Raw genomic sequence first — 15,075 nt, 5'->3', positions numbered from 1 at the left:
GATTACTCTCCGCGCAGGGCTGACACCAGCCCTTTGAATTTGCTGTTGAGCAAGGTGAAGCTGGCCTGGAAACCGACCGCGTTTTCCGCGTAATTCGATTGCTCAAGCTGAGCGTCCACGGTGTTCTGGTCGATCGACGGTTGCATCGGCGTGCGATACAGCAGCGATTCGTCGCCATTGCCCAGACCTTCAGCTTCGATGTGACGGCTGTTGGTCATGTTCAGGGCGATGGTGCCGTTGGCGTTCTTCTGGGTCTGTGCTTCAAGCACTTTGGAGAAGTCCAGATCCCGAGCCTTGTAGTTCGGGGTATCGGCGTTGGCGATGTTGTTCGCCAGGACTTCGGCACGCTGGGCGCGGAAGCCAAGAGCCTTTTCGTGAATGCCGAGCGCTTTATCGAAGCTGATGCTCATGTCGGGAACCTTCGGGTGACCGGTTTTTCGTAACTGAGCTTTAGCAAGCGCCGTGCCAATGCGCGAAACACCCGAAAAACGGGGCTTTGCGCGGTGTCGGCAAAGCGGCAATGCCAGAAAAGCGGCAACGGGCTTCCGCCGAATGCCGCTTTTCTGCCGCTTGCCGTCCATCTCATACACACCACGGTCCCCTGTAGGAGTGAGCCTGCTCGCGATAGCGGTAGCACGTCCAACATCATCGGTGCCTGACACACCGCTATCGCGAGCAGGCTCACTCCTACAGGGGATTTGTGGTGTTCGCGGGAAATTGTTCAGGCATAAAAAAACGGCAGGCCTTTGCGGGCCTGCCGTTTTTTGTGTTGCCGTGCAATCATTTCGCCTGGTAAATGATCCCCGGGCTGCACTGGACCATCTGGTAATGATCCGGCAGACCGTTCAGCGCTTCGGAAGCGCCAAGGAACAGATAACCGCCCGGCTTCAACGTACTGTGAATGCGCAACAGAATGTCTTTCTTCACCTCGGCGGAGAAGTAGATCAGCACGTTGCGGCAGAACACGATGTCGAACTTGCCCAGGCTGGCGTAGCTGTCGAGCAAGTTGAACGAGCGGAACTCCACACGGTTCTTGATCGGCGCCTTGATCACCCAGCGCCCCGGCCCTTTCGGGTCGAAGTAACGCTGCAGACGGTCGGCGGACAAACCGCGACCGATCGCCAGGCTGTCGTACTCGCCGGTCTTGCAGTTGTTCAGCATAAGACCGGACAAATCAGTGGCAACGATCTGCACGCCCATCTTCAACTGACCGAGGTTGACGCGTTCGAACTCATCGATCGACATCGACAGCGAATACGGTTCCTGACCCGACGAGCACGCCGCCGACCAGATCCGCAGGCGCTGGTTGGGACTGGCCTTGATCGCTTCGGGCAGTACCTTGTTCTTCAAGACTTCAAACGGATAGGTGTCACGAAACCACAGGGTTTCGTTGGTCGTCATGGCATCGACCACCTGCTCGCGCAAACCGCTGCGCGGCTGGGTCTGGATGCGCTGTACCAGCTCACCCAGGGATTTGATGCCTTGCTGCTCCATCAGTTTGTTGAGACGGCTCGAGACCAGGTACTGCTTGTTTTCACCGAGCAAAATGCCACAGGCTTTTTCCAGGAAGACCCGGAACTGTTCGAAATCCAAATTACCCGTAGACAATGATGCCGCCTCTTAAATCGTGTTGACCGCCAGGGGCAAAAGGCCCCTAGCTGATATCTGCTGCTTTGATCCGGTCGACTACCCGGGATGCCAGGTCATCAGGGCGGAATTTGGCCAAAAAGTCATCGGCACCGACTTTCTTGACCATCGCCTGATTGAATACCCCGGACAACGAAGTATGCAGGATGATATGAAGCTTTTGCATGCGCGCGTCGCCGCGGATCTCCGCCGTCAGGGTGTACCCGTCCATCTCCGGCATCTCGATGTCGGAGATCATCATCAGGAACTCTTCTTCCGGCTTCTTGCCCTCGTCGACCAGCTTGCGCAGGTAATCCAGCGCCTGCTTGCCGTCGTTCAGCGCCACCACTTCAACGCCGATCGTCTGCAGGCAACGCGTGACCTGCTTGCGCGCCACCGACGAGTCATCGACCGTCAGCACCCGCAGCGACAACGCCTTGGTCTGGGTCTCGACATCGACCACGCCGACCGAAATCGCTTCCGGCGTCGGCGCAACTTCCGCCAGCACTTTCTCGACGTCGATGATTTCGACTAACTGATTGTCCACCCGAGTCACAGCGGTCAGGTAATGATCGCGACCGGTACCCTTGGGTGGTGGATGAATCTCTTCCCAGTTCATGTTGACGATGCGCTCCACCGAGCGGACCAGGAAACCCTGGGTCTTGGTGTTGTACTCCGTGATGATCACGAACGGGTTTTTCTTGTCTTTCAACGCACCCGAGCCAGTGGCCATTGCCAGATCAAGGATCGGAATGGTCGCCCCCCGAATATTCGCCACCCCGCACACGACAGGACTGGACTTGGGCATCAACGTCAGCGACGGGCATTGCAGCACTTCCCGCACTTTGAACACGTTGATTCCGTAGAGCTGCTGACCGTCGAGACGGAACAACAACAGCTCCAGGCGATTCTGCCCTACCAGTTGCGTGCGCTGGTTCACCGAATCCATTACACCAGCCATGCCCAGACTCCTACACCAACGCCAAGTGTTGTTGCGACGCACATTCATTGCTAAACGGCACGGCGCTTGCTTTTTAACTCGTATGAACGCTCAAACGACATTTTTCCGACGCCTGACATCTCCCCTTCGCAGAGGGCTTTGCGCGGTGTCCGCCGTTTGCTTCTTTTTCGCTGGCAGCCCTGCCATTGCTGATGCGGTTACCTTGCCTGACATGCTTATCGGCGTCACTCAGGGCTTTCTTGAGTTCACCGTAGAAGACTATCTGGCTACCAGTCAAACGGAAGGCCGCTACGAAATCGAAGTCAACCAGCTCGATCCCCGTATGCGCATGCCTATGTGCGACAAGGAATTGACAGCCTCGCTGGAGAGTCCGGCACGTCCGCTGGGCCGGGTAACCGTCAAGGTTCGCTGTGAAGGCAGCTCGCCCTGGACCGTGTTTGTGCCCGCTCAAGTCCGCCTGTTTCGCGAGATTGTGACCACCACCCGACCACTCAAACGCGCCGGGATTATCGAGCCGCAGGATGTGACCTTGCGTGAACGCGACATCAGCGTGATCAATCAAGGTTTCCTGACGTCGGTAGACGAAGCGATCGGGCAAAAATTAACCCGACCAACGGTCGCCGATCAGGTCATTACTCTGGTCCACCTTGAGCAGGCCGAAGTCGTGCGCAAGGGCGATCAAGTGGTCATCACCGCCCGCAGCGGCACACTCGCCGTGCGCATGCCCGGTGAAGCGCTGGCCAATGGCGGTTTGAAAGAACAGATCCGGGTGAAAAACCTCAACTCCCAACGCGTCATCAAGGCGCAAGTCACCGCGCCGGGCCAGGTGGAAGTGGCCATGTAAAACACTCATGAGAAAACTGGCGCGGACCCCGTCGCTTCCCTAAACTGTGCCGCAGCAGGACACGCGCCGGCGCATGCAGACTCATTGGCAAATGAGCCTAAAGTTTTCCAGGGGATGGCCGAAAACATGGCAAGCGTCCAAATTCCCAGAGGTTTTTTATCATGGTCATCGATTTCAGCCGTTTGAACAGCTCCTCGTCACTTACGGGCAGTACACGTACCAGCAACGCCAAGGAAACCGCCGAAACCGGCACCTCTGCGCCGCTGAATACCCCGGCCGAAACGGCCAGTACCGCAAAAAGCGGGGAATCGGTACACCTCAGCAATGAGGCTCAACAGTTGCAGAAGGTCACTGACAAGCTGCGCGATCAGCCTGCTGTCGACAAAGCCCGTGTGGCCGAGTTGAAAGCCGCGATTGCCGATGGCAGCTATAAAGTCGACAGCAACCGTGTAGCCAGCAAACTGCTCAACTTCGAAGCCCAGCGCTAGGCTTTTGCCGGCGCCAGGCTTTTGGACGCTTAAAACCCAAGGCCAGCCATGCACGACACTAACTTACTGCAACTGATCAACGACGACTTTGCTCCAGCTCAAGATTTGCTGGAGTTACTGCAAACCGAGGCCCTCGCTTTGCACGGTCGTGACATGCCACTGCTGGAAGAAATTCTGGCGCGCAAACAGGCGTTGATCATTCTGCTTGAACAGCATGGCCGCAAGCGCAGCGAAATCCTCGCCAGCCTCAACCTGTCGACTGATCGCCAAGGCCTCGAGCAACTGGCCGGCCAGTCGAGCATTGGCGCGCAGTTACTGACGCAAGGTGACGCATTGACCGATCTGATCGCCCAGTGCCAGGCCGCCAACGTCAAGAATGGCCAGTCGATCCAGATCCAGCAGGCCACCACGGCCAATCAGCTGAAAATCCTCACCGGCGGCGAACCGCCAGCGCTTTATGACGCCAGCGGCACCTTCGCCAAACCTGCCAAGCCGCGTACGCTCAGCCAGGCGTGAGCCATTCGATGGCCCTGCACTATCAACACGTGAAACATGCTGGCAAAATGCTGGCTAGTCATCGTCAAATTTTGTCTGGAGATTGAGAAAACGTGCCAAACGCCCTAAGCGCGGATGATGCTCCGCAGCCACCAAAGGTGCTCACCACGCCACTGGAAATCTCCAGCAACCTGCGCCAACTGCAAGATAGCCACGACCCGCTGATCATCACGTTCCACGAACGCAGCCAGCGCTTCCAGAGCTACCTGATCAAAGTCGACCGCGACAGCGCTTCGATTGCCCTCGACGAAATGATTCCGCGCGATGGCGAACGCTTTCTGCTCGCCGGCGAACCGTTCCGGGTTGAAGGTTTCCATGAAGGCGTACGCATTGCCTGGGAATGTACCGGCACGCTGAACATCGAAGAATCCGACGGCGACCGCTTTTATACCGGCGAGTTACCGACCGAGGTGGTTTACCACCAGCGCCGCAACGCTTTCCGCGCCGCATTGAAACTGACCGATCTGGTCAGCGTCGAACTGGGTGGCGAGAAGCTCAAGGCGCCGATCAACGGCAAGCTGCTGGATATTTCCGCCACCGGCTGCAAGTTGCGTTTCGAAGGCGACATCACTGATCGCCTGCAACTGGGTCAGGTCTACGACCGCATGATCGCCCCGCCGCTGTTCGGCAACCAGCCGACTTCGGTCGAACTGCGTTATCTGCACTTCGAAGAAAAACTCAACATCACCTTCGCCGGTCTGCGCTTCCACAACATCAGTGGCCAGGCTGCACGCAACGTTGAGCGTTTTGTTTATCAGTTGCAGCGTGAAGCTCGGCGTTTCGATAAAGACGATCTCTGAGTCGAACGCAAAAAAGAAAGGGCAGTCCTTGGCGGGACTGCCCTTTTTTATTTCCAACCCGAATAGCAGCTTCTGTAATGGATACCTGTGGCGAGGGGATTCATCCCCGATAGGGCGCGAAGCGCCCTCAAAACCATTCAATGCGGTGTATCAGTAAAATCCGGTAGTCCGGGCTGGGGCCACTTCGTGTCCCATCGGGGATAAATCCCCTCGCCACAGGGGAATTCCATCGGTGCCTGTCAAGGTCTGGCACCACTGATATCCGGCGTTGGCTTGTCGCTGCCGTCATCCGGCCCCGCTTCTACCGCAGGCTCAGGCTGCACTTCTGGTTCCGCATCAGGTTGCGGCTCCGACTCTGGCGTCACCGGATTCTGCATCTGCTCCTGCACCACCTGCTCATCAACACGCGGATCAAGCGCAGCCACCAGCGGCGAACTCGACATGCTGTCCGGCATCGCGACGTGATGCAGCGGCGCATCGTCGACCTGATGCAGATTGGTCACCGCTTTCGGGCGGATCCGCCACACCAGCACCAGCGCAAAGAAGCTGAAGAACGCGTACAGGCTCTGGCTGCCGAGAAATTTCATCAGCACACCCGCCAGTAGCGGTCCGACACTGGCACCGACCCCGTACGTCACCAGCAGCATCGCCGTCAGCGACACCCGGCGATCCCCTTCGACGTGGTCGTTGGAAAACGCCACGGCCAGCGGATACAGACAGAACTGCACCAGCGAACAGAGGAAGCCGACCACAAACAGCACCTCCAGCGGCACCTGCGGCATGATCGCCAGCGGCAAGGCGGCCACCGCCAGAAACCCGGCAAAGCAGCGGATCAGCAGCGCGCGATCATAACGGTCAGACAACCAGCCCAGCGGCCACTGCACCAGTAGTCCGGCAAAAATGCAGCTACCCATGAACAGGCCGACCTGCTCGGTCGACAATCCCTGCTGCGAGGCATACAACGGCGCCAGACCATAAAACGAACCAATGATCAAACCGGCACCGAGCACCGTGCTCAACGATTGCGGCACGCGTTTGATGAAGAAGCGCGGCTCCATCGGCGCCGGATGCAGCGGTGCCGGGTGAATCCGGCGGGTCAGCGTCACTGGCACCAGACACAATGCAAAGCACAGTGCGACCAGCATCAACAGTTCCAGCCCGAGGCCGGGATGCATGACCAGAATCAGCTGGCCCAAGACCAGCCCCAGATACGAGGCGATCATGTAGCCACTGAACACCAGACCACGCTGGTTGGCGTCAGCCTGCTCATTGAGCCAGCTCTCGATCACCATGTATTGACACATCATGCCCAGACCGACAATGGTCCGCAGCACCAGCCACGCCGGCAACCAATCCACCAGGCCATGGCCAAGCACCGCCGCGCCGACGATCCCGGCACACGCCGAATAGGCGCGGATATGCCCGACCCGCGCAATCAACCGGTGGCCGATCTTGCCGCCCAGCACCAGACCAAAATAGTTGGCCGCCATCAACGCACCGACCCACAGGCCGTCGACATGGTCAGCGGCCAGGCGCAATGCCAGATAAGTCGATAGAAGGCCCGAGCCGATCAACATCATCAGCGAGGCGAAATACAGCGCTCGAAAGGATTTCCAGATTTGGCGCATCGGCGTTCCGAGCGGCTCCTTGCAGTAAATATCGGGCTACCAGAACGATAGCCCGATGGCGACGTTACGTCAGGCCTGGGCTGCTAGAACACGCCGTTCCCAGGGAGTGATTTCATCAAAGAAGCTGGTCAACTCCATGGTCTTCGAAGCGATGTAGCCTTCGATGAACTCGTGTCCGAACAGTTCCCTCGCCAATTGGCTACGTTTCAGACGTTCGAGCGCGGCATGCAAGGTACACGGCAGCGCAAGATTGTCCGGCACCTCGAACTCGCCCTGAATCGCTTCGCTCGGTTCCAGTTCATGTTCGATACCATGCAAACCGGCGGCCAGACTGGCGGCGATGGCCAGATACGGGTTGGCATCGGCGCCCGGCAAACGGTTTTCGACCCGACGGGCGACCGGCGAACTGGCTGGAATGCGCAATCCTGCCGCACGGTTATCGTGGGACCAGCAGGCATTGTTCGGCGATGCATACGGATGGCACAAGCGCTGGTAGGAGTTCACATTCGGTGCAAACAGCGCGGTGAAATCGGCCATGCCCGCCTGCTGCCCGCCGATGAAGTGGCGGAACATCGCCGTCGGCTCACCACGGTCATCGCTGAAGACGTTCTTGCCAGTCGCGATGTCGACGAGGCTTTGGTGAATGTGCATCGAACTGCCCGGCGTGTGCGCCAGCGGCTTGGCCATGCACACCACGGTCAGGCCATGTTTGAGCGCGACTTCTTTAAGCAGGTGCTTGAACAGGAAGGTCTGGTCGGCCAGCAACAGTGGATCACCGTGCAACAGGTTGATCTCGAACTGGCTGACGCCCATTTCATGCATGAAGGTATCGCGAGGCAAGCCGAGCGCTGCCATGCATTTATAAACTTCGCTGAAGAACGGCCGCAGACCGTTGTTGGAACTGACACTGAAGGCCGACTGGCCATCCTCGCGACGACCGTCGAGACCGACTGGCGGACGGAACGGTTGCGTCGGATCGGTATTCGGCGCGAAGACAAAGAATTCCAACTCGGTCGCCACCACCGGCGCCAGACCGCGCGCTGCGTAACGGGCGATGACTTTCTTTAGTTGACCACGGGTCGACAGATTGGAGCTTTCGCCGGTCAACTCATCGGCGTCGCAAATGGCCAGGGCACGCGGGTCGTCACTCCAGGGCAAACGATGGATCTGGGTCGGTTCGGCAATCAGAGCGAGATCGCCGTCATCGCTGCCGTAAAACCGCGCTGCCGGATAACCGCCCATGATGCATTGCAGCAGCACACCCCGCGCCAACTGCAAACGCCGCCCTTCGAGGAAACCCTCGGCGGTCATCACCTTGCCCCGTGGTACGCCATTCAAATCCGGCGTGACACATTCAATCTCATCAATGCCGGTCAATCGCTGCGCGAGTGAACGCTGGCCATCGGTTGTCATGACGCAATCCTTGTTGTTGTGCGAGCCGCGAACGGCGACCCGTACAAAATAGGCTCCGGCTGTTCGGAATATCAAGCAGCGTCAAACAAAATCCTTTTCTCTGTAGGAGCTGCCGAAGGCTCGGGCCGCGTTCGGACGATCTTTTGACTTTGCTTTTGAAGATCAAAAAATCGCAGCCTGCGGCAGCTCCTACAGGGGCCGGTGTGGTGTCAGGGCAGGTAGAGGCTGAAGACGCCGCCGCCCAACGGGCCGCCATTGCTGATTTCGGTGCGACCTTCAACGCCGTTGCGCTGATGCAGCGCGGCGATGCGGTTGGCGAAATACAAGCCCAGGCCAGTGCTGCCGCTGCTGTGATTGATGCCTTGCACGTAATCGGCCTGACGCTCGAGCATCTCGGCCGGATAACCGTCGCCGTCGTCGTTGATGCTCAGCACCAGTTGCCCGGCCTCGTCGCTGACGGTGATCAGCAATGATTCGCGGGCGTAACGAATGGCGTTGTTGATGCAGTTACCAAGCACCGAGGCGATCAGTTCGCGATCGAAGAAGCCCAGCGGGCTCAGCGGATCAACTTCATAGGTGGCGATGATCCCGCGACTGGCGAACACCTCTTGATGCGCCGCCAGTTGCGCTTCGATGAAGTCATCCAGTTCGTGATACGCCGGCTGCAACGGCATCTGGTTGACCCCGAGCTTATACAGCCCGAGCAACTGCACCAGCATGCCGTTGAGGTGAGCGAACTCGAAGTCGATTACGCCCTGCTCCGTGCCCGAACGCTGTGCCTCAGGCAAACGCGCCAGCCATTGGCTGTGGGCCTGCATCAGCATGGCCAGAGAGTTCTTCATGTCGTGGACGGTGGAGGCGATCACCGTGGAAAAATCCAGAGCTTGCTCGTCGTGGTTCATTCGCCAAACGCCTTGCTTTTCAGCTTCTGATAACGCGCATGACGCGCGTCGGTGTCGGGCATCAGGCCGACCATTTTCAGGCAGGCCCGACATTCTTCCAGCTCCGCCGACGGCACACTGGTGTCGGTGCCGTGCAGCAGCGACTGGGCCATGTTCAGCGCGATACTGATGTTCTTCGGTTGCATCTTCAGCGCCTTGCGGAACACCTCGCGGGCCTCCACCAGGTTGCCGGTCTTGTACACGCGCACGCCCTGACGGTTGAGGTCGGCGGCGGCGTTGCTGGAACTGAGAATAGTCGGATCATCGGTGAGCTTGGCGATGTCTTTCATCACCGCCGGATCGTCGCCGTAGATTTCCGCGCAGCTTTTGAGCATCGAGGTGCCCGCCTCGGCCTGACCGAGCATCTGCAATTGCTTGGCAACCAACAACGCCGCTTCCGGGCTCATGAACTGCTCCATGCCGTCGAGACGCATCAGCGCCTGTTCAGTGAGCTTGTCGGCGGTTTCGGCGTCGTTGAGCAACAGGCTGGTGGCTTTCATCAAACGTGCACGAATCTGCAAACCTGGATCGGTCGGATTCTCTTTCGCCACAGCGCTCAGCGTCGTGTTGATCTCCAGCCGCGTGCGCGTATCGAGACCGCGCTCGCTGCCCTTGCTGATCAGCGCATGGGCCAGGCCGAGGTTGCTTTCCGGGTCCTTGAACCGCGACTGCGCGCCCTGTGCCACCGCTTGGCGATAAGCCCGCGAGGCGGTGTCGAAATCTTCGTTGGCCATCGCCAGCTTGCCCAGCAACGCCTGCCGACGCACCGCCAGTGGCGACAGGCGAATGGCTTCTTCCAGCACCCGCTGCGCGCCTTTGGTATCGCCCTCGGAAACCAGCACGTCAGCCATGCCGTCATACAGCGCCGGCATCATCGGGAACACCTTCAGGGCTTTTTCATAGACGCCTTTGGCCTGCGCCACTTGCCCGCGTTTGAACAGCAGCTTGCCCAATCCGGCAAACGCCCACGGCAACGGCCGGTCGGCGATGATGCTGTCGTAGAGGCGTTCCAGCGCTTCGTTCTGATTCATGTCGCGCAGGGCATCGGCGCGATAGCGCAGGCACAGCGGCGAATAGCGGATGTCCTGTTTGCACAGGGCGATGCAGGCGTTAAGCACCTCGACCGGTTTGCCACGGTCGAGCGCTTGCAGAATCGGCTTGAGCAACGTCTTGCGCTGCTCCAGACGCTCCAGGCGCTGCGCCAGGCCCGAGCGGTTGAACGGTTTGGTCAGGTAGGCATCCGGCTCGTGTTCCAGCGCGCTCAATACCATCGCCTGACTGGTTTCGGCGGTGACCATGACGAACACCGCTTCATGGCTGATGAGCTTTTCCAGCATCAGGTCTTCAAGCACCTGCTGGCCGTTCTTCTTGCCGTCGCCGAGGTGGAAATCCTGCAGGATGAAATCGTAGGACTTCTGCGCACACATCTTCAGCGCCTGCTCGCCGGTGTCGGCGGTGTCCACGTCCTTGACCCCAAGTTCACGCAGCATCGAGCGCACGGAACTGCGGAAATCCGAGAAATCATCGACGATCAGAAAACTCTTTTGGTGATACGACAGCATCGAGGATTTCCAGGCAATTGAAGTAGATGAACCGAGGCAACTTTCAGGCGCGCAGATGATAGCTGGAGGCCAAATGCTATCAAGCGATTTCATGCGCGGCCGATGAGATTGCAAGAGCCGTTCGGGTTATCGGCCAGAAGTGCCGTTCCCTGAAGCGCACGCTTCAAGATTCCTTGCGCTGCGATTACCCTGCGCGCCTGGCAACTCCCCACTACAAGGCTGACCTCGTGTACCTCAAAGGACGCTACATCGTGTGCGCCTGTGCGCTGCTGTTTATCCAGCACGCCACGGCAACCGGAATGGACTGTACAAAAGCGGCGAACACCGTCGAAAAGACTATTTGTGCCAATACGGGTCTGTATGAACTGGATACGCAGATGGGCGAGGTTTATCGGCAGTTGATCAAGGCTTCCGTCGAGACACGACCACAACTAAAGGGCACGCAACGGCTGTGGCTGAAAGCGCGCAATGAGTGTGTCGATGATGCTTCGTGTCTGGATCAGCGCTATCGCGAACAGCTGAAACTGTTGCAAGCGCAATGGGCTGAAGTTGTCGCCCAGCAGCCGACCGGCGTCGACAAAGAAGTGCTGGATGATCTGCAAAAGCGTGTTCAGACGGCCAGTCAGAGTGACCCGGAATTTGCGCTGGAACGGACGCTCGCTTCACTGGCGTTGAAAAGCGCCGAAACTTCGTTTTCCGCAGAGCCCGACACCGATCAATTCTCTGATAAAACGCACTTCCCGAAGACCCTTCCCAAAGGCGTTTCCCGTAACGAGTGGGCAGCTTTGCAGGCCACTGATTTCGAGGCAGACACCGCACTGGGTTCAACCTCGTTCACCTTGCTGGATCTCGACAATGACGGGCAACGTGACCTGATCGTTCAGACCTACACCGGCGGCACCGGTTTGTTCACCTTCGTCGAAATCTTCCACCGCGAAGGCGATCGGTTCACCCGCAGAACCCCGGCGTCCGACGGCGAATCCATTGGCGGTTCCCTCTACTCCATCAACGAGCGCGGCTCCAACCAGTCTGTGAGCTGGATCGCTTTTCACGGCAATGTCTATGCCGCCTATCGCGACAGTAGTTACGGTATCGATGATGTCTACCTGCTCAGTCCGTGGCAGGCGAACCACCTGGTGCCCAAACTGACGATTCATTATCGCTATCAACTCAGCATCCCTCGCATTCAGCCTGATGATGAGCACAAAACCACTTATAAGTTGAAACCGGATCTGCACCGGGCACTCGCCCAAGGCTTGGCTACAGTTGGGGAAGAAACCTCCGACAGCGGGCAAGAGCGAAAACCCATGTGCCCGATTCCTCCGTCCACCACCGACCGCGAGGAATATTACGGCTACGGCGCAGGCTATTACGCCATCGAGCAGGTAGCCGACTTCCCGGTGATCATCGGTAGCGAATGCTTTATTGCGCGACTGAATAACTGGTTCGGCACCTACAGCGCAAAGGATGGCCTGTATGCGCAAGTGACTCTGCGCAAGCCAGGCGCGATAGACCAAGAGCGCGACTACAAGGTCAATGGTCGTCGGCGCATGACCACGATCAGCACTTCGATCAGCAAACCTGGAGGTGGCGCCGAGGAATAATCCCGACGCCCGCCCATGAAAAAGCCCCGCCAGATGACTCTGTGCGGGGCTATTTTTTCATCCGAAAAATCATCGACTTTTTGCAATCACACCAGTCATATACTGATTCAAATCGCGAAAGTCCTGAATCGTCCAGACGTGCGGCGGAACCTTCACGCCGTTCTCGCGCAATGTTCTGGGAATCAAGTCGCCGTTTGGGCGAAGTATGACGGATGACACGATAACGCCCGGGTAATCCTTCAGGCGTTGTTTGAAAGCGGAAGTTGTCAGATCAGGCGTCGGAGGATTGCTTTTATTCGCCAAGGGGCCTGAAGCCTTGAGATCGGCGCCGTGGCACATGGCGCATCGCTGTGAATAGAGGTTTTTGCCGCTGACGTTATCCGCAACGGAAAGGGATGGTTGAATGAGCGATAAAAACCCTAGCGAAGCGATGAGTAATACTTTCAGGCCTTCCATTGGCATCATCCTTAAACCGTAAATACGAAAAAGCCCCTTTCCGGATTATCCTGAAAGGGGCTTTATTTGCTTCTTCTGCTGCCACGCTGCTGTTGCAGATAAACGTAGCGGTCAGAGGAAGGGCCTGAACAGGCCGAAATCATATGGTGTCCCAGGGCAGGTTCGAACTGCCAACCTTCCCCTTAGGAGGGGGATGCTCTATCCAATTGAGCTACTGAGACACAAGCCAGTCGCGACGCGACGGACGGCGTGCATGTTAACGGCCAGGCCCCGATTTGTCATGTCGTCCGTAGGGCTTTTTAAGTGTAGGCAGGCGCCCTGCAATGCTGCGGGAAGTTTTACCGTGCATTTTGCACTGCCGCAAAAAGCCATCATTGCAGAATGCAACCCAACCCTTTGGAAAAACCCTGCCAAACGCTTGTTTTTAAAGGACTTAACAGCGGTTAGACTGTTGGCACGACGGCTGCTTTGTCTGTTCAATAGAAGAACAATCGGAGCACCGTCCCATGAACAGCACTCTCTTGCTTGCAAACGCAATTGCATTGACGGTTTTGGTGGGTTCCCACTTTGTCCCAGAGCGGGCCGAACCGGTCGCCCAGCGCATGCCGCACTACTTGCAGGTGCAGAGGGCGCCACAGTTGGCGGTGTTGAACGAGCAGAGCTTCGCGCCGCAAGCGGTCAGCGAACCTCGGCAGACACTGTCAGCGCCCGTTTCCGAACGTCTGGTTTTTTGAAATATCTTCAGGAGTACAGCATGTCCAAATCAGCAGCAGGATTTCTGATCCTCGCCTTATTGAGTGGCGTTGTGCATTTTTCGCTGTTCGAGGAAACCGAAATCACCCTGCCCCTGATTGGTTGCGGCGTGTTTGCGGTGTTGTTCGTGCTGGCGCTGGTTGCCGGGCGCAAGATCAAATTTGATCCGGTGTTACGTTGATTTTTACCCAATCCAGCAGTTGATTGACGGCGTCTGCCAGGGCGCCCGAATTATCGATCAGGTGAACAGGCTCATCACTTGATCGCCGGTCCTTGAATAGCGCATTGCGGGCCACTCTCGCATCGATTTGCTCCAGCGTCTCGCGACCCCGTCGGAACAGGCGCTCACGCAAGACCTCGTCCTTCACCGTCAACAAAACCGGCAGCAGTGTCGGGTAACGTTCAAGTGCCTGACGCAGGTTGGCGCGAGAACCATTCACCAGGACATGTCGCCCGGATTTCAACCATTCGTCCATTTGTACGGGAATGCCATAGGCGAGGCCATTGGCCTGCCAGGCGAGTGAAAAATCGCCGGCGCGCTGACGCCGTTCGAACTCTTCAGACGTCACTCCCACGGCGTTTTCGCCTACCGATTCGGCCGAACGCGTGATCACTCGACGTATCACTTCACAATTCAACGCACGAAGTGAGTCACGGGCGGACTCAATCAGACTGTCCTTGCCTGAACCGGACGGTCCCATCAGATAAATAAGCCTGCCATCCATCTTGAAAACGCCCTCCGGCATGCTTCAGCGCTAGTAAATCGGCAAATTGCCACTATCCTGTACAGGTAAGGAACAAGGATCGAAAGCCGCATAGCATGCACGTTCTGACGTCTTCGGACATCAACAGATATGCACTTGGAAGCGGACAGTGATGCGGGTGAAGGCAAAGTTTTCCAACCAGTCCGCATTTCTGATAATTGGTGCTGGCATTACGCCTTTACCCAGCTCAATATTTGTCACAGAATTGACGCCAATGATCTGGCAATTTTGAGGCATGATGCCGGCCTCTTAACAATTCAGGTTGAACCATTTGGCGCGGATGCTTGTCCTACCACACATCCTGCGGCCAATCCCGAGAACCGCTCCCCTGAACTAACCGGTTAAATATATGCGCCCATTGAAACAGGCAATTTATTCCAGCCGTACGGCTGACAAGTTTGTCGTACGTCTGCCAGACGGAATGCGTGAACGCATTGCCGAGGTGGCTCGCAATCATCATCGCAGCATGAACTCCGAAATCATTGCGCGCCTTGAGCAGAGTCTTATTCAAGAAGGTGCATTGGGCGAAGAGCTGAGCATGCGCCTGGACAGCCCTGAGCTGTCGTTGCACGAGCGCGAGCTGCTGCAACGCTTCCGTCAGCTATCTCACCGTCAGCAGAACGCGCTGGTGTCCTTGATCGCCCACGACGCTGAAATGGCCGCAGACGCGTCCTGAGCCA

The 15,075-nt window shown here is 57.6% G+C and carries 17 protein-coding genes and 1 tRNA gene; 8 read left to right on the top strand and 10 right to left on the bottom strand.

Features of this window, described 5'->3' with window-relative positions:
* Positions 1-2: 2 nt before the first annotated feature.
* From flgB to JFT86_RS14355, 3 genes are all read right to left on the bottom strand, one after another.
* Complete coding sequence (gene flgB / locus JFT86_RS14365) at positions 3-410, bottom strand: flagellar basal body rod protein FlgB (protein ID WP_053122819.1); 408 nt, start codon at positions 408-410, stop codon at positions 3-5.
* Between the two features lie 370 nt (positions 411-780).
* The gene (gene cheR / locus JFT86_RS14360) at positions 781-1,608 is read right to left on the bottom strand and encodes a protein-glutamate O-methyltransferase CheR (RefSeq protein WP_201237169.1); all 828 of its coding nucleotides are present in this window, start codon (positions 1,606-1,608) and stop codon (positions 781-783) included.
* Positions 1,609-1,654: 46 nt separating this feature from the next.
* Positions 1,655-2,587, bottom strand: coding sequence for a chemotaxis protein CheV (locus JFT86_RS14355; RefSeq protein WP_103304087.1), 933 nt, complete (start codon positions 2,585-2,587; stop codon positions 1,655-1,657).
* 82 nt (positions 2,588-2,669) lie between these two features.
* Between JFT86_RS14355 and flgA the strand changes: the two genes are divergently transcribed.
* The 4 genes from flgA to JFT86_RS14335 all read left to right on the top strand — a co-directional run bounded on the left by flgA (position 2,670) and on the right by JFT86_RS14335 (position 5,274).
* Complete coding sequence (gene flgA, locus JFT86_RS14350) at positions 2,670-3,431, top strand: flagellar basal body P-ring formation chaperone FlgA (protein ID WP_103304086.1); 762 nt, start codon at positions 2,670-2,672, stop codon at positions 3,429-3,431.
* 161 nt (positions 3,432-3,592) lie between these two features.
* Positions 3,593-3,919, top strand: coding sequence for a flagellar biosynthesis anti-sigma factor FlgM (flgM, locus tag JFT86_RS14345; RefSeq protein WP_064588763.1), 327 nt, complete (start codon positions 3,593-3,595; stop codon positions 3,917-3,919).
* A gap of 48 nt (positions 3,920-3,967) precedes the next feature.
* Entirely contained in the window at positions 3,968-4,435 is a 468-nt protein-coding gene (locus JFT86_RS14340; RefSeq protein ID WP_201237168.1) for a flagellar protein FlgN, read from the top strand.
* Positions 4,436-4,527: 92 nt separating this feature from the next.
* The gene (locus JFT86_RS14335; RefSeq protein ID WP_201237167.1) at positions 4,528-5,274 is read left to right on the top strand and encodes a flagellar brake protein; all 747 of its coding nucleotides are present in this window, start codon (positions 4,528-4,530) and stop codon (positions 5,272-5,274) included.
* Positions 5,275-5,513: 239 nt separating this feature from the next.
* Here JFT86_RS14335 and JFT86_RS14330 read toward each other — a convergent pair whose 3' ends face one another.
* The 4 genes from JFT86_RS14330 to JFT86_RS14315 form a co-directional block, all read right to left on the bottom strand.
* Positions 5,514-6,902: an MFS transporter gene (locus JFT86_RS14330; protein WP_201237166.1), complete on the bottom strand. Its 1,389-nt coding sequence runs from the start codon at positions 6,900-6,902 to the stop codon at positions 5,514-5,516.
* Positions 6,903-6,971: 69 nt separating this feature from the next.
* Positions 6,972-8,213, bottom strand: coding sequence for a glutamine synthetase family protein (locus JFT86_RS14325; protein ID WP_201238603.1), 1,242 nt, complete (start codon positions 8,211-8,213; stop codon positions 6,972-6,974).
* Between the two features lie 311 nt (positions 8,214-8,524).
* Complete coding sequence (locus JFT86_RS14320; protein ID WP_201237165.1) at positions 8,525-9,217, bottom strand: HAMP domain-containing sensor histidine kinase; 693 nt, start codon at positions 9,215-9,217, stop codon at positions 8,525-8,527.
* On the bottom strand, positions 9,214-10,818 hold the full coding sequence (locus tag JFT86_RS14315; protein ID WP_201237164.1) for a tetratricopeptide repeat-containing response regulator: 1,605 nt from the start codon (positions 10,816-10,818) through the stop codon (positions 9,214-9,216). The genes JFT86_RS14320 and JFT86_RS14315 overlap by 4 nt, the downstream gene beginning before the upstream one ends.
* 227 nt (positions 10,819-11,045) lie before the next feature.
* On the opposite strand from JFT86_RS14315, the gene JFT86_RS14310 reads away from it, so the two are divergent.
* Entirely contained in the window at positions 11,046-12,422 is a 1,377-nt protein-coding gene (locus JFT86_RS14310; RefSeq protein WP_201237163.1) for a lysozyme inhibitor LprI family protein, read from the top strand.
* Positions 12,423-12,491: 69 nt separating this feature from the next.
* Here the strand turns inward: JFT86_RS14310 and JFT86_RS14305 are convergent, their stop codons facing one another.
* The gene (locus JFT86_RS14305) at positions 12,492-12,869 is read right to left on the bottom strand and encodes a c-type cytochrome (protein WP_201232636.1); all 378 of its coding nucleotides are present in this window, start codon (positions 12,867-12,869) and stop codon (positions 12,492-12,494) included.
* A 153-nt stretch (positions 12,870-13,022) separates the two neighbouring features.
* Positions 13,023-13,099: transfer RNA gene (locus JFT86_RS14300), tRNA-Arg, on the bottom strand.
* Between the two features lie 285 nt (positions 13,100-13,384).
* Between JFT86_RS14300 and JFT86_RS14295 the strand changes: the two genes are divergently transcribed.
* Complete coding sequence (locus JFT86_RS14295; protein ID WP_201237162.1) at positions 13,385-13,612, top strand: hypothetical protein; 228 nt, start codon at positions 13,385-13,387, stop codon at positions 13,610-13,612.
* Between the two features lie 20 nt (positions 13,613-13,632).
* Positions 13,633-13,812 carry a PA3371 family protein gene (locus JFT86_RS14290; protein ID WP_201237161.1) on the top strand — a complete coding sequence of 60 codons (180 nt, stop codon included), beginning with the start codon at positions 13,633-13,635 and terminating at the stop codon, positions 13,810-13,812.
* On the opposite strand, the gene phnN is transcribed toward JFT86_RS14290, so the two are convergent.
* Entirely contained in the window at positions 13,787-14,356 is a 570-nt protein-coding gene (phnN, locus tag JFT86_RS14285) for a phosphonate metabolism protein/1,5-bisphosphokinase (PRPP-forming) PhnN (RefSeq protein ID WP_201238602.1), read from the bottom strand. The genes JFT86_RS14290 and phnN overlap by 26 nt on opposite strands.
* 388 nt (positions 14,357-14,744) lie before the next feature.
* On the opposite strand from phnN, the gene JFT86_RS14280 reads away from it, so the two are divergent.
* Complete coding sequence (locus tag JFT86_RS14280; RefSeq protein ID WP_003178899.1) at positions 14,745-15,071, top strand: Arc family DNA-binding protein; 327 nt, start codon at positions 14,745-14,747, stop codon at positions 15,069-15,071.
* The last annotated feature ends 4 nt before the right edge of the window (positions 15,072-15,075 follow it).

It is taken from the genome of Pseudomonas sp. TH06, from assembly GCF_016651305.1.
In the GTDB taxonomy this organism is placed as follows: domain Bacteria; phylum Pseudomonadota; class Gammaproteobacteria; order Pseudomonadales; family Pseudomonadaceae; genus Aquipseudomonas.
Note: the sequence above shows the minus strand (reverse complement) of the source record. Positions and strands in the feature narration are given on the sequence as shown.